We start from the raw sequence: 20257 nt of genomic DNA, 5'->3' as shown, positions 1-20257 counted from the left end.
TTACCCGTCCAGCCTTCCACAGGTCTCGGCTTCGACCGAGGAGATCGGCAGCCCGTCGTGCGGAGTGGGGAGCTGCCGCCCCAGGCGTGCGAGCGGGGTCAGGGCCATGACCACGGGCGACAGCATCATGCCTGCGGCGGTCACCAGCAGGCCGGTACGCAGCCCCCACTCCCCCGCAAGGAACCCGCCGGCCAGGGACCCGATCGGGGTCAGCCCCATGCCCGCACACGTGATCGTCGCCGCCGCGCGGCCCTGCATCCCGTCCGGGGTGACGGCCTGCCGGACGGCCATGAGCGTGACATTCACCAGCTGGCCGCCCAACCCGAAGACGAAGCCCACGGCGAGGAGCACGGGAACCGTGACGGCCGAGGAGCCGTCCAGCGCGGGCACGCACAGGAACACGCCGTCGCCGAGGGCCGCCGCGCACATGACCACCGTGCCGTGCCCGAACCGGCCCGGCAGGCGGGCGGCCAGCATTGAGCCCAGGAGCGCGCCCGGCCCCGCCGCCGCGAGCGCCAGCCCCACGACGGTGCCCGACAGGTGCAGTTCCCGGGGCAGGAACAGGAGGTAGACGGTCATCATGGCCGCGAACGAGAACTGGAACGCTGCCGAGGCCAGGCATACGGCTCTGAGGACGGTGTCACCGACGACGAAGCGCAGGCCCTCATGGATCCGCCGCCAGACCCGCGGGGGCTTCTCCTGGCGCGCCGGCATCGATTCCGCTCGGCGGATGCGCCGGATCGACAGGAACGACAACGCGAAGAACAGCGCGCCGGAGGCGGCGGCGAGGGGTGCCGACAGCAGGGACACCAGCGCACCGCCGAGAGCGGGACCGCCGATCTGCGCCGCGGACCGGCTGCCCTCGAGGGCGCTGTTGCCGCGCACCAGTTGGTCGCGTTCCACGAGTCGCACGAGGGACGCCTGGTACGCCACGTCGAAGAACACGGACAGGGCCCCGACGGTGAAGGTGAGCGCGAGCAGGCTCGGCATGCCGAGCCCGCCGACGAGGGCGGCCAGGGCGACAGCGCCCAGAGCCAGGGCCCGGCCGGCGTCGGCGAGCACCATGGTCGTGCGGGTACGCCATCGGTCGACCCACGCGCCGACGAACAGCGAGAGCAGCAGGATCGGCGCCTGTCCCACCGCGCGGAGGACGCCCAGCCGGCCGGCACTGGCGTCCAGCGTCAGGACGGCAAGGAGCGGCAGAATCACCAGGGTTGCGTGTTCACCGACTTGGGACGCCGTCTGACCCCACCAGAGTCTGCGGAAGTCGGCGTCCCGCCACAGGCTGGACGGAGCGGATCGGGCGGAACCGGATGCACCGGATGAAGCGGAGGAGGTGGAGGAAGTGGACGGCACGGGTATCCCTCGTGTTGCCGGCAACGAGGCCCGCCACCGAGCACGGCGAAGGTGCTTCGGCGGTTTCGGGCAGGAGAAGGCTCGCTGTGCCGCACCATCAAAGGCAGCACGCGATGACAGGCCGTCACACGGCCTACGATGTCAACGCGCGCTCGGGAAACCGGGCATGTCTCAGCTCCTCGTGGTGACCAGGTGCGCCCAAACCCTAACCGGCCGAGGGCCGGTGCGGAAGGCGGCGGCCTTCGACGCGGTTGCAGGGTTGAGCGGCGTCAGACCGTAGTAGCCCGCCCGAAGCCATCGGTCGCGTGTCCCGGCCGTGGTCCAGTACCCGGCCGTGGTCCAGTACCCGGCCGTGGGTGACGTTCCCGTGGCGCGGCCCGCCACCGCGATCGGCGCGTTCATGGTCGGGGCGGCCGTCACGTCGCGCTGGCCATGGGAGTACGGGCCTCCATCGTCCTGCGCGTCCACGAGCCGGGCATGCCGACGCTGCTGAGTCGGACAGCCATCGCCGAGCTCATCAACGACGTGCTGGGACGCCCCGGGCAGCGCTGCGTGGGACGGTACCGGCCAAGGCCGGTTGAGAGGGGTGGACGAAGCCGTCGGCGTGGCATGAGGTGAGGAGGGTCCCGGATTCGCGCTCCCCCTGCCCCGTAGGCAGGATGTAGGCCATGACCGAGATCCGCACACCCCGTCTCCTGCTGCGCCGATGGCTCGACGACGACCTCGTCCCGCTGTCCGAGATCCACGCCGATCCGGTGGTGATGCAACGCGTCGGCGACGGCTCGCCGCGCTCCCTGGAGCAGACCGCCGAGGACATCGAGGCCTGGGAGGAGGAGTGGGACGAGGAAGGCTTCGGGGTGTTCGCCGTCGAGCTCCTGGGATCCGGTGAGCTGGCGGGCGCCGTCGGTCTGTCCGTGGCCGACGCGCCGGCCGAGATCTCCGGCCAGGTCGCGATCAGCTGGCGGCTCGGGCGGGTGTTCTGGGGGCAGGGATACGCCTCCGAAGCGGCGCACGCCACCTTGGAGTTCGCCGTGCAGGACCGCGGCCTCGACCGGGTGGTGGCCGTCTGCCGCACGAGCGACACGGCTTCCGCGAACGTACTCGACAAGCTGGGCATGCAGACGGAGGGAGCGGCCCGGCATCCGGACCACGACCACGACCTCGCGGTCTACGGAATCGACCTGACGCAGTACCAGTAATTCTCCGACCGCGGTCGACCGCACGGCCGTCAGCGGGTGGGTACGGCCGCGTCGAGCAGAGGGCCCAGCTCACGGGCCACGGTCGTCAGGGCCTGGACGTCCTGGTCGGCGCGGGCCAGGAGGATCGCCCCCTCAAGGCTGCTGATCATGAGCGTGGACAGTGCGCCGGCCCGTTGCGCGGGCACGCCCATCCCGGTGAGGGCTTCGGCTACCGCACCGGTCCACGTCGCGAAAGCCGCGGATGCGGCCGTCCGCGTGGAGGGGACCGACTCCGCGCAGTCCACCGTGGCGGCCGCCACCGGGCATCCGCCGGCGAAGCCGGCAGTCTCGTACTCGTCGGTCCACTGACGCACCATCTCGGCGAAGAGTCCGCTCGGCGTCGGCTCGGGCAGCGCGGCCAGGAACCGGGCGACACGGCCTGCCGCGTATCCGCCTGCCCACCCCACCGCCTCGTCGACCAGCTGCGTCTTGCCGCCGGGGAAGTAGTGCTGGAGGGATCCGCGTGGTGCTGCGGCGTCGACGGCGACCTCGCGCATACCGGTGGAGTGGACTCCGTCGCGGCGAATGAGCTGGGCCGCGCTGAAGACCATTCGCTCGCGCGGTCCCCGTTCGGCCTTCGCCATCGTCGGCCTCCGTCCGCTCGCTCACGCCTCGTTCCCGGGTCACCAGTCTATGACCGCGGTCATAACCGCAGCTACTATGACCGCGGTCATAGTCGAGGGTGAAGGTGGCGGCTCGACCCCGCGCGGGCCCGGGAAGGCGGTACGTCATGTACGTCGGTTTCATCGGTCTGGGGGTCATGGGGCAGCCCATGGCACTGAACCTCGCCCGGGCCGGGTCACGTCTGGTGGTCTGGAACCGCACTCCCGAGCGATGTGAAGCACTGCGCGCCGTCGGCGCCGAGGTGGCGGCGGACGCTGCCGGAGTCTTTCACCGGGCGGCGACCGTGTTCCTCATGCTGGCCGACGAGGAGGCCGTGGACGCGGTGCTGGGGCGTGGCACACCGGAATTCGCCCGGCGCGTCGCAGGCCACGCCGTCGTGCATATGGGCACGACCTCGGCCGCGTACTCCCACGGTCTCCAGGAGGACATCCGGGCCGCGGGCGGGCGTTACGTCGAGGCCCCGGTCTCCGGCAGCCGTGTCCCCGCCGAGCGGGGCGAACTGGTGGGGATGCTGGCGGGCGACGACGACGCCTTGGCGACCGTACGGCCCCTGCTCACTGCAATGTGCCGTGAGACGTTCGCATGCGGAGCCGTCCCGGGCGCACTGCTGCTGAAATTCTCGGTGAACCTGTTCCTGATCACTCTGGTCACGGGTCTTGCCGAGGCGTTTCATTTCGCCGAGCGGCACGGGCTGGACCAGCATCTCCTCCGGGACGTCCTCGACGCCGGCCCCATGGCCAGTGCCGTCTCCCGGGGCAAGGGGCCCAAGCTGCTGGAGCGAGACTTCTCCGTCCAGGCGGCCGCCGCGGACGTGCTGAAGAACAACCGCCTGATCGCCGAGGCCGCCCGCACGGCAGAGCTGGCGTCCCCGCTTCTCGACGTGTGTCACGCCCTGTACGACGAGACCGTCCAGCAGGGCCATGGTGACGAGGACATGGTGGCCGTCCTGGGCGCCTTGGAGGCCCGGACCGCGAAAGGGCGACGCTGCTGAGCGAACGTCGATTCAGGTCCGCATCCCGAACAGGAAACGTGTCACACGCGTTCGGCGCACCAGCAGTTCGTAGGCGACCAGGGTCAGGGCGAGGGACATCGCCACCAGCGCCACGTACTCGACCGCGATCGGCGCGGACCAACCCACGACGACATAGGCGACGGCGACGACGATCGGCTGGTGGAGAACGTAGAGCGGCAGCACGGCGGCGGCGAGATAGCCGTGGACGCGTTGACGCGGGGTCCGATCCGCTGACGTCTCCGGCCCCTGTGGCAGCCGCCGTCCGGGACGGTCGAGGAGACCTGGGACGGCGACGACCAGGCACCATCCGGCCGCCCCGAACAGGGCACGAGAAACGACGGCCGACGGGGTCGTCTGTGTGAAGGGGTCGTCCGCTGTGGTGAAGCCGGGGGCAGCCGCGATGAACAGCAGTACGCCGAGGCAGGCCGCCAGGCGCGCCTCACGCCGCATGGCGGTGCGCAGGCGGGCGTCGGCGGCCAGGAGGAACCCGGCGGCGAAGAAGAGCAGGTACGACCAACGGTGCCAGCCCGCATAGTCCTCCTCCATGCCGACGAAGGCGCAGATGGCGGCGAAGAGGAGGGCCGGGATCAGCAGGACGCCTCGGCGGAGCAGCGTCGCGGCCGCCAGGCGGTCCAGGGCGCGTCGGGCAGGTTCGTGCGGCAGCCGGCGAGGGAGGGGGGCCAGCATGAGGGAGAACGTCAGCAGGAGCACGACGAACCACAGATGGCCGGTCTCGAAGTACTGCCCTTGTATCAGGAAGGGGAACTCGTCGAGCTCCACGTGCACGTCGAAGAAGTGGGGCAGGAAGTCCAGGTACGACTCCTTGTCATCGGGGTCGGACGAGCGCTGCCGCAGCCACTGCGGCAGCGGATTCAGGACGACGGTCGCAAGGAGCAGCGGAACGCCCAGCCGCAGCAGGCGCTCTGCTACGAAGGCGCCCTCGCCGCGGCGCCGAAGCGAGTGCCAGGCCCCCAGGCCGGAGATCAGGAACAACAGCGGCATCGCCCAGACGACCCCGAACCCGGCGATGACGGTGACGACTTCCGTGGTCTCGGAGTTCGTGACGTAGAAGTCGCCCTCGGTCGCGAACACCAGTGCCGAGTGGAAGAAGATCAGCCCGATCACCACCAGCATGCGTATCGCGTCCAGCTCCGGCCGCCGCTCCGATGATCCGGACGGTGATTGCGTGGGCGTCGCCATGCCGCGTCCTCCCCCGACTCGCATGCGTGGCACCCATGGTGGCGGGGAGGGTCGTCGAGGACCATACCCGCACACGCGAGTCGTTCGAGGGTGTGACCTCAGGCGTGGGACAGCGCGAAGGAGACCAGGAAGCCGCTGACCGTGACCAGCCCGATCGCCAGCTGAGCCTCCTGGAACGCCTCGGGGATCATCGTGTCGGCGATCATGGCCAGGATCGCGCCGGCGGCCACGGCCGTCACCCCCGCGATCACCGTGGACGAGAAGCCGCCCAGGACGGCGTACCCGAGGACGGCGGACACGGTGCTCGCGACCGCGATGGCGCCCCACACGGCGAAGACGTATCCCTTGCCGCGTCCGGCCTTCTTCATTCCGGCCGAGCTGGACAGACCTTCCGGGATGTTGCTGATGAAGACGGCCGCGACGGTCACGAGGCTGACTGCCCCACCGTTGAGCAGGCTGACGCCGATCACCGCCGACTCGGGCACTCCGTCCAGCAGCGCGCCCAGCGCCAGCGCCAGGCCCGAGCCGCTCTGCTGCTCCTCGGACGGCTGCGTCTGGTCCGTGTGGTGGCCCGACCGCTTGCGATGGCGAGCGCCTCGGCCGGCCAGCCAGAGATTGCCTCCCGTGTAGGCCGCCGCTCCGGCCAGCGTCCCCACAGCCGCCGGGCCCAGCCCGCCCTGTTCGTAGGCCTCGCCGACCAGTTCGAAGGAGACGGCCGAGAGAAGCACGCCGGCACCGAAGGCCATCACCAGCGCGATGACTTTTTGCGACACGCGCATCCCGTAGCCGATCACCGCTCCCAGCAGGAGAGCACTTCCTGCCAGCAGCCCCCAACCACCTGCTTGGATCACCTCGGACATGCCGCGCGTGTACCCACGAGAGTGTGATCGGCACCTTGTCGCCGGACGGATCCCCTGGACGAGCAGGAACGCACCCCTGCTCCGCGTCAGCCGGAACCGTCGAGCAGCCGGCACGGCAACGCCCGCTCACCGGCCTCGTGACCTCCGTCTCCCTCTGCCTCCACCCTGTACAGGCGGGCCTGCGGTGTCGTACTGACCGCTTCCTCAAGCCGTCCGCCCACGAACAGCGCCCCCACCCCGTCCTCCACCGCCCAGCCGGGGGGAAGCATCCCGGCGGCCACGGCCTCCCGGTAGGAGGTGCGGCGTCCCGGTTCGCTGTCGTAGTGCGGGCATATCGACCGCGCGTGACTCGAACGCCTGCAAGAACTGATCGATGTACGCGGGCGCGTCGCCGCTGGCCGTGGGGACGAAGCACACCTTGGGGCGGTCACCTCTCGCGTGGTCGAGCAGCCAGTCGTCCAGCAGACCGTCCTCGTCCGTCGAGAAGCCTCCCCCGAGAAGAGCCACCCGACGAGCTGTCGCGACCACCACCAGTGCCTCCCGAAGCATGGGCGCTGCGAAACGAGTTAGGCGCACAGTGCCGTTTGACGAGGGCCGCCGGCAACCGGATTGCGGCCCGCCCCGTCCCTGTCGCGGCAGTTGTCCTCTTCCGCCGTTCGAGGGATTCGAGACCACGTGTGGTGGTCACAGCGATGAGTTCTGCGAGCGCGCCGGGTCCATGGGTGCAACGGTCGCCGCACAACGCCCGGAGAAAGAGATCACCGGTCCCACGCACACCGATCAACCGCTCGCAAGGAGATCGACATGGCCGCCACCTACACCTTCGACGTCTTCTCCAGCCTCGACGGGTACGGCGCCGCCGGCGCCAACTGGACCGGCTACTGGGGCAAGCAAGGACCCGAGCTGCTCGACCACCGCTTCGCCCAGTACAGCCAGGAGCAGCGGATGGTCTACGGGGCCAACACCTATCGGGCCTTCGTGCAGATGCTCGCCACGAGCACCGAGGGGTCCGACGTGCGGGACCCCTGGGTGACGCGGATGAGGAACCTGCCGACGACCGTGGTGTCGAGGACGCTCGAAGGCCCCCTCGACTGGCCGGACGCGACCGTCGCGAGCGGTGACGCAGTCGACGTCGTCGCCCGGCTGAAGCAGGAGTCCGACGTGCCGCTGCGTTCGCACGGCAGCCTGTCGTTGAACCGGGCGCTGATGGCCGCCGGCCTGGTCGACCGCTTGCAGGTGACGCTCTTCCCCGTCATCACCGGACAGACCGGGCTGGACCCGGTCTTCCGGGATGCGGCGGACTTCGACCTGGAGCTGGTCGAGCACCGGACGCTCGACGGTCACATCCAGGAGCTCGTCTACCGCCCCACGTTGCATTGACCCCTGGTGCGGCGGTAGTCCCGGCGGCCTCCCTCAGGCGCTGGCGTGGCGACGCCACGCCGTCCTGCGCGGTGCGGCGTGGTGTACGGGCTCGTCCGGCTGGTCGGCCTGCCGACGCCTCAGCCACAGGGACGTCATGGCCAGCAACGAGGCGAACACCACCAGGAGCGCCACCGACACCCACATCTGCCTGCTTCCCGGGTCGGCCCATCCCACCGACACGGCGGAAGCGGCCCACAGGACGGCTCCCCCGGCGTAGAAGGTGCGCATCCGGCGCAGCTGCCGCAGGGCTCGTACGGACTCAGCGTGATCAGTTTCCGAAGCCATGCCGACGCAGGTACCCCGATCCGCGCCGCCTATCAGCCTCGGTCATACGCGTACCCCGGGCGACCCTGCGACGGCCGATGAGCGATGGCACGCCACCATCACGTCCGTTCCGGAGACCTCGCGGCACGGGCGCCGGGCCGACGGCCTGCTCGGGTTGCTCCGCGCTTCACAGTCCAGCCGCCTGGATCAGCGAGGTCCGCTCGTCCTCGCCCAGGTGAAGGCCGGCCAGCAGTTCGTTGTCGGCCAGGAGTCGCCGCACCCATGTCGCGTGGGCGACAAATGCCGCGCGGCACAGGGCCCGTTCAGGGTGGTCCTCCTCGGGGCCGCTGATCGCCATGTCCCACCGGCTGTCCGGATCGGTCGGTGCGGACAGGGCGGCGGCCACGAGCACGAGTCCGAACAGCTCGTCGCGGCGCGGAGTCGATGGATCGGCGGCCAGCCGCAGCAGGTACGGGACGACCGCCGGCATCGTGGCACTGATGGACATCGGTCCGGACATCACGAGCCAGTCCAGTGCTCGTTCGGCCATCTCGGCCGCATCCGGATCGAGCAGGCCGCGCAGGACGACCGGGACGTCGACCGGGCAGCCGGGAATGGACGACCACTCGACGTCCTCGCACCCTTCCAGTGCCGGATGCGGAGCAGCCTCTTGCGTCAGATGTGGGTAGGCCGCCGTCAGAGCCGCTGTCGCGGTCACCGCTGCGGCCTCATGATCCACCCTGCACACGAGCATGCCTCCCGAGATCATCCATGGTCACAACGAATGTGCCTGCTGAGAAGCGGCCGCCGTCGGACAATCATCCCGCATGGTCGAGCTGAGTGCTTGCCCAGTGGTGTTCGAGGATGTACGGGTCATCGAGACGGGCGTCGTCGGCGCGGTCGCGCACGTCGTTCAGGAGCCAGCTCAGCAGCTCCGTGGAGGCGTCGTACTCGTCGTAGAAGCCCATGTGCAGTTCGGTGATCTCGTACTCGGTCAACACGTCATCGAGGAGGTCGGCCAGTTGTGAGTCGGCGGCCGGGGTGCGGGTGGCGGCCCAGGTGTCCAGCCAGGGGCGCAGGGTGCCCGTGGCGACGGTGACGAGGCTGAGGGTCTCCCTGACGGAGACGGGGCTCGGGCTGGTGTGCAGGGTGGCTCCCCACCAGGCGGACCAGACCTCGTGGAGGGCCTGCGCCAAGGGCGCGTCCCAGGTGGTCCAATCCGCCTCGCGCAGGCGTGAGGCGATGAGGTTCGCGTCGACATGGAGTCGGCCGGTGACTGCGGCGCGGATGATGCGGGGGGTGAGGCGGCGGTAGAGACGCGGGAAGTCGTCCCAGTGGCTGGGGACCTCTGCGGCGACGGCGGACACCAGGTCGTCGGATATCAGGTCGAGGGGCCCGGAGAGTTCGGCCAGATCCTCCGCGCCGTAGCAGTACGTGCACCCGGAGACGGGGAAGGGCTCTTGCGAGGCGAACGCGCCATCGAGGGCGTCGAGCGCTGTCATGAGCTGCTGCTGGTGGCGGGACATGGCAACCTGCCCGAGGGACTCCGACCGGGTGACCGGCGAAGGTCGCAGGCTATCAAGCTCTGGGCGCACCGGCGAACCCCGGCGGCGTGTGGTCGTGATCAATCCTCGTAGCGCCGACGCGCGAGATGCAGGGTGATGTCGGCTGTCATCTCGACCCGGTCCGGAAGAACCCGCATGATCCGGCTGAACACCTGCTCTCGCTCCGCGGCCGGCAGGACGAGATAGGCCGAGACGGTGGAGAGGTGCCCGATGTAGTCGCGCGCGCTCGTCGTCAAGCGCCGTTCGATCGTGGACTGCTGAGTGTCGGTGAACCACCGGGACCGCTGCAGCTCGGTCCCCGGCCACTGCATCTTTTGTTCCGGAGGCGTCCCGTCGGGCGACGGTATCTCGTCGCTCTTCAGGAACGGTGCCCGCGCCGTGCGAACGGCTGCCTCCACGGCCGGGTCGGCGAGCCGGAACGGGCCGCCGAACGAGGCGAACACACCGCCCGGCTCCAGGAGCGCGGCGATGCGTGACCACCGGCCCTCGGGGTTCGTCCAGTGCAGCGCGGCGGCCGCGTAGACCAGCCCGTACCGCTCGCCCGGTCGCAGGTCCTCGAACGCGGCTCGCATCGTCGCGACGGTGGCCGGTACATGCTTGCGCAGCTCGGCGAGCATGGACTCGTCGGGCTCCGTCGCGGTGACCACGATCCCCCGCCGGGCGAAGAGCCGGGTCGCTTTGCCGGTCCCGGCGCCGATCTCCAGGGCGGTCCGGACCGGACGGCCCGCGTACCCGATCACCCTGTCGAACAGCTCCGCTGGATATCCCGGCCTGAACCGTTCGTAGGCTTCCGCCACGACTCCGAAGCTCAACGCGCGATCAGGCATGCCGAGCATCCTGACACGAGCCGCACCACCGGGGGTGGCGATTTTGCACAGCCTGGACCAAGGCCGATCGCCAGGCTTCAGGAAGGTTGGGTGTGGTGGTCCAGCAGGCGGGTGAGCAGCTGCACGAAGTGGTCGCGTTCGGCCGGGCTCAGCGGTGCGAGGAGTTCGTCGTGGAGGTCGTCCAGGACCTCGTCGAGCCGTTGCAGCCGGCGGCGGCCCTCCGCGGAGATCGTGATGACGTTGCGGCGCCGGTCGCCGGGGTCGGGCGAGCGCTCGACGAGGTCACGCGCGGCCAGTTCGTTCAGCACTCCCACCATGTCGCTGCGGTAGATGCCGGAGCGCCTGCTCAGCTCCGCCTGGCTGGCCGGCCCGTACTCCTGCAGCGAGGCGAGCACGGCGTAGTGCCACTTGCGGGCGTCGTCCCGGGCCAGACCGTCGGTGATCAGCCGGTCCGACCGCACGGCCAGCTGTGACAGCAGTCGGCTCGCCCGCCGACGCAGCCTGTCGGGCGTCTTCTGCGCGCCGTCGCCGGGGACGTCCGCGGCCTCGCCTCTGATCATGGGACCGACCCTACCGTTGTGTTAGTCAGACTAACGATATAGGTTCACTCGAACCTGAACCGTTAGAGCGACTAACGCTGACCGAGTGAGACGCGAAGAAAGGCAGATCTTGCCCATCAAGGCACTCCAGATCCCCACCGCGGACGGCCCGGCCGACGCCTTCGCCGCCTTCCCCGAGCAGGGCGGGCGGCATCCGGGGGTCCTGATGTACATGGACGGCTTCGGCATCCGGCCGGTGCTGCGGGAGATGGCCCGCGAACTCGCCGGGCACGGGTACTACGTCCTCGTCCCGAACGTCTTCCACCGGCACGGCCCGGCACCGGTGATCGAACTGCCCGGACACATCGGAGAAGGGGCCCGGCCCGAGCTCATCGCCCGGCTGATGCCGCTGATCGAGGCCCACACCGACGAACGTGTCCTGAGCGACGCCGACGCCTACCTCAGATTTCTCACCAGTCGGCCCGAGGTGGCGGCGGGGCCCGTCGCGGTGACCGGGTACTGCTTCGGGGGCCTCCTGGCGATGCGCACCGCCGCGGCGCACCCCGGCCAGGTGGCCGCCGTCGCCGGCTTTCACGGCCCGGTGGGGGGTGGGGGGCCTGAAGGCCTGCATCGCCTTCTGTCCAGGATCACCGCAGAGGTGCACCTCGGCCACGCCGAATCCGACCTGACGCCCGAGGCTCTGGGCGAGCTCGATCAGGCGCTGCAGGCCGCGGGGGTCGACTACACCTCCGAGATCTACCCCGGCACCGTCCACGGTTTCACCATGTCGGACACCGACGCCTTCGACCCCGCCGCGCTGCAACGCCACTGGGACCGCCTGCTCCCTCTCCTCGGTCGCACCCTGGCCAAGAGTTGACGCCTCAAGGAGCGTCGCCGCGGTGGTGGAAGCGGTACGTCACTCCGGGGCCCGGTGCGCGCGGTGCGCCGGGGCCCGGGTCGTACAGCGCGCGGCCGCCGGGGAACTGCCCGAGTTCGGTGGGCAGGGCGGCCCCGGTGCCGATCTCGTCCGGCGTCCAGCCCGTGACGTCCAGCAGCAGCCCGTCCAGCGGCCCTCCGAGGAGCTGGGCATAGGTCCGCCCGGAGCGCGGGCCCGGATCGGGGTCGTCGTGGTCGTGGCCGTAGACCCGGCCGCGTAGCAGTTGCTCGTCGCCGTTCATCCGATCAGCCTCTCAGCCACCACTGACAACGCGGACCGTGGAACCACCGCCTCCAACCGGTCGAATGCGCGGGCATCCCGCACGCCGGGCCCATGATGCGCGTATGACCGATCGTGACGAGTTCCTGGAGTGGGTCAAGACCGCCCTGTACGAGGCCGAGCTTGCACTGCACAACGGAGATCCTGCTCTGCGCCGCGCGCTCTGGTCGCGCCGCGAGCCTGTGAGTGTCATGGGTGCGTGGCGCAACGCCCACGGGCAAGAGGAGCTGGACAGCCTCTTCACGAACCTCGGGAGCAGTCTTTCCGACTGCACGTCGTTCGTGTTCGAGTTGCAGGCGTACGACGTCTCAGGAGACATGGCGTACACGGCCGGCCTCGAGCACACCTCCGTCTCCGTCGACGGGGAACCACGCACCTACACGTTGCGGGCCACCCAGGTGTACCGCCGTGAGGACGGCGAGTGGAGGGTGGTCCACCGCCATGGCGACACCGTGACCGAGTGAGCACGCCCGCGGAGGCCTCCACACGCCGCGCCTGTCGGCGAGCCGGGCCGCGCGGCGCCCCTCACACGTCCGCCGGGCGGGTGAAACCGTAGGCTCGCTCGACCTTTGCCACATGCAGCGAGAACGAGGCGTACCACGGCTCGCGGCCGCGCGCACGGGCCAGTGTGTGCTCCGCGTGTTCCCTCCAGGCGGCGATCGAGCTCGCGTCCCTCCCGTACGACACCGTGATTCCCAGGCCGTTCGCACCGCGCGCGGAATCGACGCCGAGGAACCCGGGCTGGTCGGCGGCCATGGCGCACCGTGGATCCGACCGGCCTGGCAACCGTACGCGCCCGGGGGTATCTGCTGGCCATGAGATCCGGCGCGGACCGGACCTACCGGCCGTCGCGGGTCCTGGCCGCCGAAGAGCTGCCCGAACCGGCACAGCGCCCGAGTCAGGTCGATCTGGACCGGGTCCGGCGGGAACGCTGCGCGCGGGTTCCGTCCACCGATCACATCGCCGTGCGGGTGCGGATTCTCCCGGAGCGGCGAGAGGAATGCTGAGCAGTGCGGTGGCCGTGCGCGCCGCAGAACGCGATGCCGACGGCTGGTTGCTGCCGGCTTTGGCCTGCTCGGTGGTCGAAGGCCGCTTCCGCCTGCCGTCCGCGTCCCGGTACACCGTTCCAGGCTGTCGGCTTCCGTGCTGGTCAGCGTGCGTTCCAGCGTTCCAGCGTCCCGAACCGACCGCGGGTTGTGGCGGGCGGGACGAAACACGGAACAGGCTGAGGCCGTCCAAGCAGCCCGCTGGACAACCCACTTCGCACCATGGAGATCTCGATGCGTTCGCGCTTTGCCGCCCCCTCCGCCCGCCTCGCCCTGGCCGCGGTCGCCGCAGTGGCCGTCACCGCCGCCGCGACCACCACGGCCGCGGCCACGACCGACAGCCGGAGCAACGCCGTGCGGGCCTGCGCGACCAAGGACCTGAGCTTCAAGGTCAGCCTGAAGACGCAGGCGGGCGGCTACTTCCTCGTCACCGCCAAGGCCAAGTCCGGCATCGCCTGTTACCTGGACGGCGTCTTCCCCTCCGCCTCTTTCGGCTCCTCCGCCGACACCGAGGTGGCGCCGGCCGAGCACAGCGTCAGTGAACGGGTCACGCTGTCCGGCTCCACCGCCGCGTACGCCGGCATCAACCCCAAGACCACGAACGGCGATCACGGCAAGCAGTTCGACTTCCTGCACCTGTCCGTCGCCGGCGACGAGACCAACGCCGTCACCCTCACCCTTCCGGAGACCGCCACGGTCGACCGGCCCGTCGCCACCAACTGGCATGCCGATCCCGCCGACGCCGTTCCCTTCTCGAACTGACCCGCACCACACTCCCCCGGCAGACGGACACCGCCGTCGGCCGGGGGTTCGGCGCGTCTTCGACCGCACGGGCGTTTGCCGGAACCGCAACATCGCGTGCCGAGCCGCGGAGGCCTGGCGAGACTGGGCGCAACCGACACGAGGAGGCCCCACGAGCACCACCGATGCGGTCAGGTTCTGGGACGACGTCTACGCGGCCCGACCGGCCGACGACGGCCCACGACCCAATGCGCGTCTCGCCGAGGCCGTGACGGACCTCAGTCTTGCGCCCGGTGACGCGCTGGACCTCGGATGCGGTGAGGGCGGCGACGGGTTGTGGCTCGCCGGCCGAGGCTGGCACGTGACCGCGGTCGACATCTCGGCTGTGGCGGTCGAGCGGCTCACGGCCCTCGCTCGCTCACACGGCCTGGGTGACCGTGTCGTCGCGGTACGGCACGACTTGCACATCTCGTTCCCGTCCGGCGTCTTCGACCTGATCTGCGCCCACTATCTGCACACCCCTTTCGGACTGGACCGGTCGACGGTCCTGCGCTCAGCCGCTCATGCGCTGCGCCCGGGCGGACGACTGCTGGTGGTCGACCACGGCTCGACCGCGCCCTGGTCGTGGAACCAGGATGCCGGCATCCGGTACCCGAGCCCGCGGGAGGTCGCCGCCGGAATCGATCTGACCCCGGGGACATGGACGGTCGAGCGGTCCGACGCGCTCCGCGGTATCGCGACCGGGCCGGATGGGCGCACCGCCGAAGTCACCGACCACGTACTCCTGATCCGCCGCACCGCCTGAGGGAACCGAGCTCCAAGCACGAGCGCGCCCGCGCTTGTCGGATCAAGGACCGACTTCGGCTCGGCGAAGGCTGCTGAACACCGCAGGCGTGGTCCATCCGCGCAGCGTGGCGTGAACCGTCGACCTGAAGGCTGAATCGGCCGTGGCGGCGTCGAGGGCACCGGCCAGTTCGAGCGTCACGACCCCGTGCATCGCCGCCCAGATCGACAGGGCGATCGACGTCGCTTCGCCGGCGAGGACGGATTCCGTCACGGCTCGGTCGATCGCCGCGAGGAGCGGACGGATCGGGTCACCGGCACCGACCTCCCCTGACGGGTCGAAGGACTGCACACCCCCGAACAGCACCGTGTACAGGTGGCTGTGGCCGCACCCCCAGCGACGGTAGGCGACGGCGAGCGCGTAGAGATCGGCCAGCGGGTCCGCGGAGGCCGGCACCGCGGACACCTCTCGGAACAGGCCGACGACGGCTCGGTCGCGCACAGCGCCGATCAGCCCGTCCTTGCCGCCGAAGAGGGAGTACACCGCCGTCGTCGACGTCTCGGCGGCGGCGGCCACGGCGCGGACGGTGACCGACTCCCGCGGCCGCGTGGCCAGCAACTCGCCCGCGCACACCACAAGTCGTTCCCTGACTGCCTCGTCGTTCGTTTTCGGCCTACCCACGACCGACACCCTAACCCTCATTTGATAACGTAGTTTTGAAACGGCGTTACAAAACTGTTGGAGGTCGTCGTGCCCGCACTCGTCCCACGTCTCGCGCGCTTCACCGGGCGCTTATCCATAGCCTTGACCGCTGTCGTCGCACTGACCGTCGTCTTTCTGGCGCTGATCGCCCTCACGAACGGCGCCTGCTCGGGGCTCGCCGCATGGTCGACGACCCTCGGGATCGGCACTGTCCTCGCGGTGTGGCGGGCTCGGCGCCACAGCCGGGCGGCCCGGCTCGTGCCGTTCCTGCCGGTGACTGTGGCGGCGGCGTTGACCGCGACGGTCTGCATCCCGACGGTGCCGACGGCACGGCAGTACCCGCCCGCACTGCCGTTCGTGGCGACGCACCACTGGAAACTGGAGACGGGCAGCCGGGTCGCGGTGTACCACTACCCGCCCTCGAACGCCGCGTCCCGGCACCCCGTCCCATTGGTGTACGTCAACGGCGGGCCGGTCCGCGGCATCTCGGTACTCGACCACCGATTCCTGCAACTCCTGGCACGCCGGGGCCACGACGTCTACGCCTACGAACAGGCAGGCGGCGGACGAAGCGACCTCCTCCCCATGGGCCAGTACTCGATCGATCGGTCGGTCCGTGATCTCGCCGCCTTCGTCGACCGTCTGGGCAGGGGCAAGGCCGACGTTCTCGGATTCTCCTCAGGCGGGGTCGTACTCACCCGGGCCCTGGCCGACCGGGGCGTCGCAACGCGCCTGCACCGGGCGATCATCGCGGAACCCGGCCCCATGGACGGACCCACCGCACAGCTCACCGAGCCCAAGGGGCGCACATCCGCACGGGCTCTCGCGCCGGCCATGACCGGGCCGCGATCGACCCATCTCCCCCGCTACGGCGTGGCCTTCGGCCTCATGCGGTTGGGACTCCTCACCCCTGACACCGGGTTGATCGGCCAGGCCGAAGGCGCCAACGCCTTCACCGCCGCAGACCTCGGCAGTGACACTGCGTCCGCCTACTGTGCGCGCGACGCACACCGCATCCCCGCCGAGGACACCGCACGGAACTTCTCCTTCAGCCCCGCCGCCAGCCTCCGCGTCCAGCAGACGGTCAAGGACTCACCCTCCATCACACGGCGACTGGGGCAGTCCCGGACCCCCGCTATGCTGATGATCGCCGAGTGCTCCTCGCAGGTCCGCCGGTGGGCGACCGAGATCCTCGCCCACGACCCGGCCATCCAGCGGACGCAGTACATGCCCTGCGTCGGACACCACATGTGGAACGGCCTGGACGGCAACAACGACCGTGCCGCCGCGGTCGTCACCACGTTCCTTCGGGACAAGCCGGCCCCCCTGCCGAACAGTCCCACTCGCGACGAGATCGCCGCGTTTCTCCGCGGTCAGGACCAGGAAGCCGACGCTGCCGTGGTGGCGTGTGGCTGCGGCCATGCGTGCCGGAGCGAGCTGCGCCGATGACGTGCCGAGGGGATGTCCACCGAGGCCGCGGCTACGAGGGCGAGTTCGTCGATGACGTATGCACCGGCCCCATCACAGTCCCTATTTGGGCTCGCAGCCGCTGTCGCGCCCGGCGTTCCTCCAGTGCGGACCACTCGGCGATGGACCGGTCCCTCCGGCGCCGAGCGAACGGGTAGACCTCCACCGGGCGACGGACCAGGTGAGGTCACGTGCAACCCTGGCTCGCTGCTTGCGCGGGTGCGCCCGCAAAACTCCCTGGCTCTCTGGGACCGGTTCGTGTGCTGTTCCCGTTCCCTTGCCGCGACGCCGATGCCCTCATGAAGGTGGTGATCTTGGGAAGACGGTGGGGGGTGATCTTGCTGTCGGCCCCATGAGGGGGCTCGAATGAGGGGGGATGTCGTGACAACGCCTGTGCGTCGTAAGCCGTTTGTGAGGCGGCGCCGCTATGGGTTCGATCTTCGGTCGACGGCCCTGTTCTTCGTTTTCCTCGCCGTGCTCGTGAGTGTCCTGGGACTCGTCGCTCGCGTGGCGGCGGGCGCCGCCGAGCGGCGTCCCGCCTGGGTGTTCGTGCTGGTGGCGATGGCTGTCGCGGGCTGCCTGGGGCTGCGGCGCCGCTGGCGCTTGGCGGGAGTGGCACGCCGGGCCGCGGCAGCGCTCGACGAGGCGGCCAGGGAAGCGGCCGAGGCGCTGGAAGATTCGGCGGTCCCCGCTCAGCGGGCGTCCGCGCCCACTCTCCCCCCTGCTCTCACCGACGCCGACGCCGGCGCCGAGGCCGACACCGTCGCCGTGGCCGTCGACTACGACGCCCTGACGCCGGAGGAGTTCGAGGAGGCGATCGCCGGACTCTGCGAACGCGACGGCTGCACCGAAGTCGAAGTGGTGGGAGGTGCCGGTGACTTGGGCGCCGACGTCCTGGCCGTGACGCCCGACGGGCGCCGGGTCGTCATCCAGTGCAAGCACTACGGCGAGTCGCATCGGGTCGGATCCCAGGACCTGCAGCGCTTCGGCGGCACATGCTTCACCGTGCACGAGGCCGATGTCGCCGTACTGGTCTGCACGAGCGACTTCACGGCGCCGGCGGTGGAGTACGCCGAGCAGTGCGGGATCGGGTGCGTGAACCGGGAGGCCCTGGAGGCCTGGACCGACGGCACCGGCCCGCGCCCCTGGGAGGCCGCCCTGGAAGAGGGGGAAGCAGGGTGGGAGACCACCGGAGCCGGGATCTGAGCCTGGCGGACTGGCGACTGGCAGCTGACGGTCAACGGGCAACGGGCAACGGGCAACGGCTAACGGGCAACGGTGACGGCTGACGGGCTGGGGCGGGCCACTTGTCCGCACGCACGGAGTGGAGTGCGAGTGCCGATAATTCGCTTGGTCGGGCCCGGGACGGGTGTGGCAGGCTGGCGCGGTGATACGCACGCTGGCCCCTGGGTTTCTGAACTGGGACGAGGTGGACCCCGCCCGTCACCCCTTCGACGCCGCGTCGGCGGCACAGGTCGTTCACTCGCTCGGTCCGGCCCGGTGTGTGCCACGTCGGCCGGCTGTCCCCTTCGCCGATCCGGTGATGAGCACCTGGGACCGGGACGAGGCCACACCGTGGGCCGATGCCATGTCGCAAGCCCTGGTGGAGTACTACGGACGCTGGGCGGCGGGCTGGCGCTGGTCCCACGACGAAGGGGACTTCGACGGCGGGCCGGTCGGGCACTGGTGCTGCCCGCGCGACTCCGTCACCACTCCCGAGGAGACGCTCACCCGCGTGGTCGCGGCGCTCTGTGAATGGCGTGCGTGGCTCGAAAGTCTCGCCGGATGGATCGAGGCGTACCCGCTGGACCTGCGCACCGTCGAGGACGACCGGATCCTGTGGGACCGGGCGGCCCGCAACCTGATCCTTCAGGTGACCGACCGTACCGGGTGCGGCAGCGGCTGGCACGGGCACTGCCGTCAGGTACTCACCTGGTTCCTCGACCGCTGGGACGTCGCACCCGACGTCGCGGGGGGATTGGTCGACAGCGCGATCGGCGGCCGGTTCGACAGCTGGACCGGCCCTGACCACGCACTGGTCGACGATGTCGCGGAGCGCCTCGCGCGGTCCCTGCGGCCGGCTGACCGCGCACCCTCCCCCGAGCCGCCTACGGACCACCTCGAGCGCTGGCTCGCCGTGCGTGAGGGCGTGCCGTGGCAGCAGGCCCGGGACAGTGGCGTGAACGGACCGGTGACCCCGTACCGCGACGGCGCGGCAGAGGACATCCACGGCTTCGACGGCGCCCTGGACCCGGCCCGGGCCCAGGGCCTGCTCGCCGCCCTGGAACTGCTGCGGGCCGACGCCGCACGCGGCGCCCGCCTCGACTTCGCGCTGCTGCAGCGCTGGCAGCAGCACGTCCTGGACACCCCGCAGCCCCCGCCGTTGCGCAACCTCCCCGCCTTCGCGAAGGGTGGCCGAGAACGCTACGGCATCACCCCCGACATCCAGAGCCGACTGGACGTCTGTCTGTCCGAGAGCGCACAGGACGCCGACCGGCCCCTCCCCCTGACTGCTCGGGCCGCACGCGCCTACCTCGACGTCTGCTTCTTCCACCCTTTCGACGACGGCAACGCCCGCTGTGCCTTCCTCACCCTGCTCTTCGTCCTCGCCCGCGAAGGCATCGCCCTCGACGGTGTCCTCCTGCTGCGCCGGATCGCCTTCAGGGCCGACGACCCCCGGGACGCGCTGACTCTCGCCTCGTACATAGACCTCCACATCACCGAGACCCGGAGCCGTGCCGTCTCATTCGATTGAGTGCCCTGCCATCCGGCGGTAATCCGGGCTCGGCGGGGTAATGGGATGTCGTTCAACACCCTGTGGAGAAGGAGCCGAGGATGACCGACGACGCCTACCTGTTCCTGCTTGACGACGCGTCCGCCCAGCTCGGCGTGTCGCCGGCCGCCGTCGGTGAACTCGCGTGCATGGAAACTCCCGCCGTCCGCGCCTGGCTCGATGCCCAAGGAACCACGCCGGCCTCGCCCCACCTGCGCCTGCTGCCGCCGGAGGAGACGGCGGCCGTGCCCGAGGGAGCGGAACGGCTGCCCGTTCCGCTGAGCGAGGAGGAGCTGAGCCGCCTGCGCCACCAGATGGTCCCGGAGCCGCTGGCCCGGGTCGAGCAGGAACTGCTCGCCTACCGTGACTGCGCCGACGGGCGGGACGGCCTGATCGGCAAGGCGCTCGCCGCCGGTGTGGCACCGCACCGCATCGTCGAGTTGACCGGTGTGGACCCCGCGACCGTGACCACCGCCGCGAGCAGGTGACGACACCGCGGGCCACCTTCCGTCCTGCCCGCTCCTGCGATCGGCCCCGCCGGGCGAGAACCGTCCGGCGGGGCCGATCAGCGTGGCCTGAAGAGCACCGCGCGACGCACCAGACGGCACCACGTGACACCAC

23 protein-coding genes and 2 pseudogenes are annotated in these 20257 nt (G+C 70.4%); 12 read left to right on the top strand and 13 right to left on the bottom strand.

The window, feature by feature from the left end; genetic code table 11:
* The gene (locus FDO69_RS26895; protein WP_104782495.1) at positions 1-1356 is read right to left on the bottom strand and encodes an MFS transporter; all 1356 of its coding nucleotides are present in this window, start codon (positions 1354-1356) and stop codon (positions 1-3) included.
* 668 nt (positions 1357-2024) lie between these two features.
* Here FDO69_RS26895 and FDO69_RS26890 point away from each other — a divergent pair.
* Positions 2025-2555: a GNAT family N-acetyltransferase gene (locus FDO69_RS26890; RefSeq protein WP_104782493.1), complete on the top strand. Its 531-nt coding sequence runs from the start codon at positions 2025-2027 to the stop codon at positions 2553-2555.
* 29 nt (positions 2556-2584) lie between these two features.
* Here the strand turns inward: FDO69_RS26890 and FDO69_RS26885 are convergent, their stop codons facing one another.
* A complete protein-coding gene (locus FDO69_RS26885; RefSeq protein WP_104782490.1) occupies positions 2585-3178 on the bottom strand; it encodes a TetR/AcrR family transcriptional regulator in 594 nt (197 codons plus the stop codon).
* 146 nt (positions 3179-3324) lie between these two features.
* Here FDO69_RS26885 and FDO69_RS26880 point away from each other — a divergent pair, with 146 nt between their 5' ends.
* Entirely contained in the window at positions 3325-4209 is an 885-nt protein-coding gene (locus tag FDO69_RS26880; RefSeq protein WP_104782488.1) for an NAD(P)-dependent oxidoreductase, read from the top strand.
* 12 nt (positions 4210-4221) lie between these two features.
* Here the strand turns inward: FDO69_RS26880 and FDO69_RS26875 are convergent, their stop codons facing one another.
* From FDO69_RS26875 to FDO69_RS26865, 3 genes and pseudogenes are all read right to left on the bottom strand, one after another.
* A complete protein-coding gene (locus FDO69_RS26875) occupies positions 4222-5430 on the bottom strand; it encodes an acyltransferase family protein (protein WP_104782485.1) in 1209 nt (402 codons plus the stop codon).
* Positions 5431-5528: 98 nt separating this feature from the next.
* Complete coding sequence (locus tag FDO69_RS26870) at positions 5529-6290, bottom strand: ZIP family metal transporter (RefSeq protein ID WP_104782483.1); 762 nt, start codon at positions 6288-6290, stop codon at positions 5529-5531.
* An 86-nt stretch (positions 6291-6376) separates the two neighbouring features.
* A pseudogene (locus tag FDO69_RS26865) lies at positions 6377-6839 on the bottom strand (Type 1 glutamine amidotransferase-like domain-containing protein).
* 255 nt (positions 6840-7094) lie between these two features.
* On the opposite strand from FDO69_RS26865, the gene FDO69_RS26860 reads away from it, so the two are divergent.
* Positions 7095-7670: a dihydrofolate reductase family protein gene (locus FDO69_RS26860; RefSeq protein ID WP_104782480.1), complete on the top strand. Its 576-nt coding sequence runs from the start codon at positions 7095-7097 to the stop codon at positions 7668-7670.
* 33 nt (positions 7671-7703) lie between these two features.
* Here FDO69_RS26860 and FDO69_RS26855 read toward each other — a convergent pair whose 3' ends face one another.
* The 5 genes from FDO69_RS26855 to FDO69_RS26835 all read right to left on the bottom strand — a co-directional run bounded on the left by FDO69_RS26855 (position 7704) and on the right by FDO69_RS26835 (position 10928).
* Positions 7704-7997 carry a hypothetical protein gene (locus FDO69_RS26855; RefSeq protein ID WP_104782478.1) on the bottom strand — a complete coding sequence of 98 codons (294 nt, stop codon included), beginning with the start codon at positions 7995-7997 and terminating at the stop codon, positions 7704-7706.
* A gap of 166 nt (positions 7998-8163) precedes the next feature.
* The gene (locus FDO69_RS26850) at positions 8164-8694 is read right to left on the bottom strand and encodes a hypothetical protein (protein ID WP_234388120.1); all 531 of its coding nucleotides are present in this window, start codon (positions 8692-8694) and stop codon (positions 8164-8166) included.
* 100 nt (positions 8695-8794) lie between these two features.
* The gene (locus FDO69_RS26845) at positions 8795-9502 is read right to left on the bottom strand and encodes a hypothetical protein (RefSeq protein ID WP_104782475.1); all 708 of its coding nucleotides are present in this window, start codon (positions 9500-9502) and stop codon (positions 8795-8797) included.
* Between the two features lie 98 nt (positions 9503-9600).
* Positions 9601-10368 (bottom strand): class I SAM-dependent methyltransferase, encoded by a 768-nt coding sequence (locus tag FDO69_RS26840; protein WP_104782472.1) that lies wholly within the window; start codon positions 10366-10368, stop codon positions 9601-9603.
* 77 nt (positions 10369-10445) lie between these two features.
* Positions 10446-10928, bottom strand: a complete 483-nt coding sequence (locus tag FDO69_RS26835; RefSeq protein WP_104782470.1) for a MarR family winged helix-turn-helix transcriptional regulator — start codon at positions 10926-10928, stop codon at positions 10446-10448.
* A 109-nt stretch (positions 10929-11037) separates the two neighbouring features.
* Between FDO69_RS26835 and FDO69_RS26830 the strand changes: the two genes are divergently transcribed.
* The gene (locus tag FDO69_RS26830; RefSeq protein ID WP_104782468.1) at positions 11038-11784 is read left to right on the top strand and encodes a dienelactone hydrolase family protein; all 747 of its coding nucleotides are present in this window, start codon (positions 11038-11040) and stop codon (positions 11782-11784) included.
* Positions 11785-11788: 4 nt separating this feature from the next.
* On the opposite strand, the gene FDO69_RS26825 is transcribed toward FDO69_RS26830, so the two are convergent.
* Positions 11789-12085, bottom strand: a complete 297-nt coding sequence (locus FDO69_RS26825; RefSeq protein WP_104782465.1) for a hypothetical protein — start codon at positions 12083-12085, stop codon at positions 11789-11791.
* A 103-nt stretch (positions 12086-12188) separates the two neighbouring features.
* Here FDO69_RS26825 and FDO69_RS26820 point away from each other — a divergent pair, with 103 nt between their 5' ends.
* A complete protein-coding gene (locus FDO69_RS26820) occupies positions 12189-12587 on the top strand; it encodes a YybH family protein (protein ID WP_104782463.1) in 399 nt (132 codons plus the stop codon).
* A gap of 61 nt (positions 12588-12648) precedes the next feature.
* Here the strand turns inward: FDO69_RS26820 and FDO69_RS26815 are convergent, their stop codons facing one another.
* On the bottom strand, positions 12649-12879 hold the full coding sequence (locus tag FDO69_RS26815) for an antibiotic biosynthesis monooxygenase family protein (protein ID WP_199838323.1): 231 nt from the start codon (positions 12877-12879) through the stop codon (positions 12649-12651).
* Here FDO69_RS26815 and FDO69_RS26810 point away from each other — a divergent pair.
* The 3 genes and pseudogenes from FDO69_RS26810 to FDO69_RS26800 form a co-directional block, all read left to right on the top strand.
* Positions 12867-13177 (top strand): annotated as a pseudogene (locus FDO69_RS26810) (DNA-binding transcriptional regulator); the annotation flags it as partial. The gene FDO69_RS26815 and the pseudogene FDO69_RS26810 sit on opposite strands and share 13 nt — an antisense overlap.
* A 226-nt stretch (positions 13178-13403) precedes the next feature.
* Positions 13404-13931: a DUF4232 domain-containing protein gene (locus FDO69_RS26805; protein WP_167526691.1), complete on the top strand. Its 528-nt coding sequence runs from the start codon at positions 13404-13406 to the stop codon at positions 13929-13931.
* Positions 13932-14022: 91 nt separating this feature from the next.
* Positions 14023-14715: a class I SAM-dependent methyltransferase gene (locus tag FDO69_RS26800; protein ID WP_104782744.1), complete on the top strand. Its 693-nt coding sequence runs from the start codon at positions 14023-14025 to the stop codon at positions 14713-14715.
* Between the two features lie 42 nt (positions 14716-14757).
* On the opposite strand, the gene FDO69_RS26795 is transcribed toward FDO69_RS26800, so the two are convergent.
* On the bottom strand, positions 14758-15375 hold the full coding sequence (locus FDO69_RS26795) for a TetR/AcrR family transcriptional regulator (RefSeq protein WP_104782741.1): 618 nt from the start codon (positions 15373-15375) through the stop codon (positions 14758-14760).
* Positions 15376-15498: 123 nt separating this feature from the next.
* Between FDO69_RS26795 and FDO69_RS26790 the strand changes: the two genes are divergently transcribed.
* The 4 genes from FDO69_RS26790 (at position 15499) to FDO69_RS26775 (ending at position 20124) form a co-directional block, all read left to right on the top strand.
* A complete protein-coding gene (locus FDO69_RS26790; protein WP_234388118.1) occupies positions 15499-16845 on the top strand; it encodes an alpha/beta fold hydrolase in 1347 nt (448 codons plus the stop codon).
* Positions 16846-17244: 399 nt separating this feature from the next.
* Positions 17245-18069, top strand: coding sequence for a restriction endonuclease (locus FDO69_RS26785; RefSeq protein WP_234388117.1), 825 nt, complete (start codon positions 17245-17247; stop codon positions 18067-18069).
* 337 nt (positions 18070-18406) lie between these two features.
* On the top strand, positions 18407-19618 hold the full coding sequence (locus FDO69_RS26780) for a cell filamentation protein Fic (protein ID WP_324827455.1): 1212 nt from the start codon (positions 18407-18409) through the stop codon (positions 19616-19618).
* Positions 19619-19698: 80 nt separating this feature from the next.
* On the top strand, positions 19699-20124 hold the full coding sequence (locus FDO69_RS26775) for a DUF6003 family protein (protein ID WP_104782454.1): 426 nt from the start codon (positions 19699-19701) through the stop codon (positions 20122-20124).
* Positions 20125-20257 lie beyond the last annotated feature (133 nt).

Source organism: Streptomyces tibetensis, from assembly GCF_007655005.1.
Classification (GTDB): domain Bacteria; phylum Actinomycetota; class Actinomycetes; order Streptomycetales; family Streptomycetaceae; genus Streptomyces; species Streptomyces tibetensis.
Note: the sequence above shows the minus strand (reverse complement) of the source record. Positions and strands in the feature narration are given on the sequence as shown.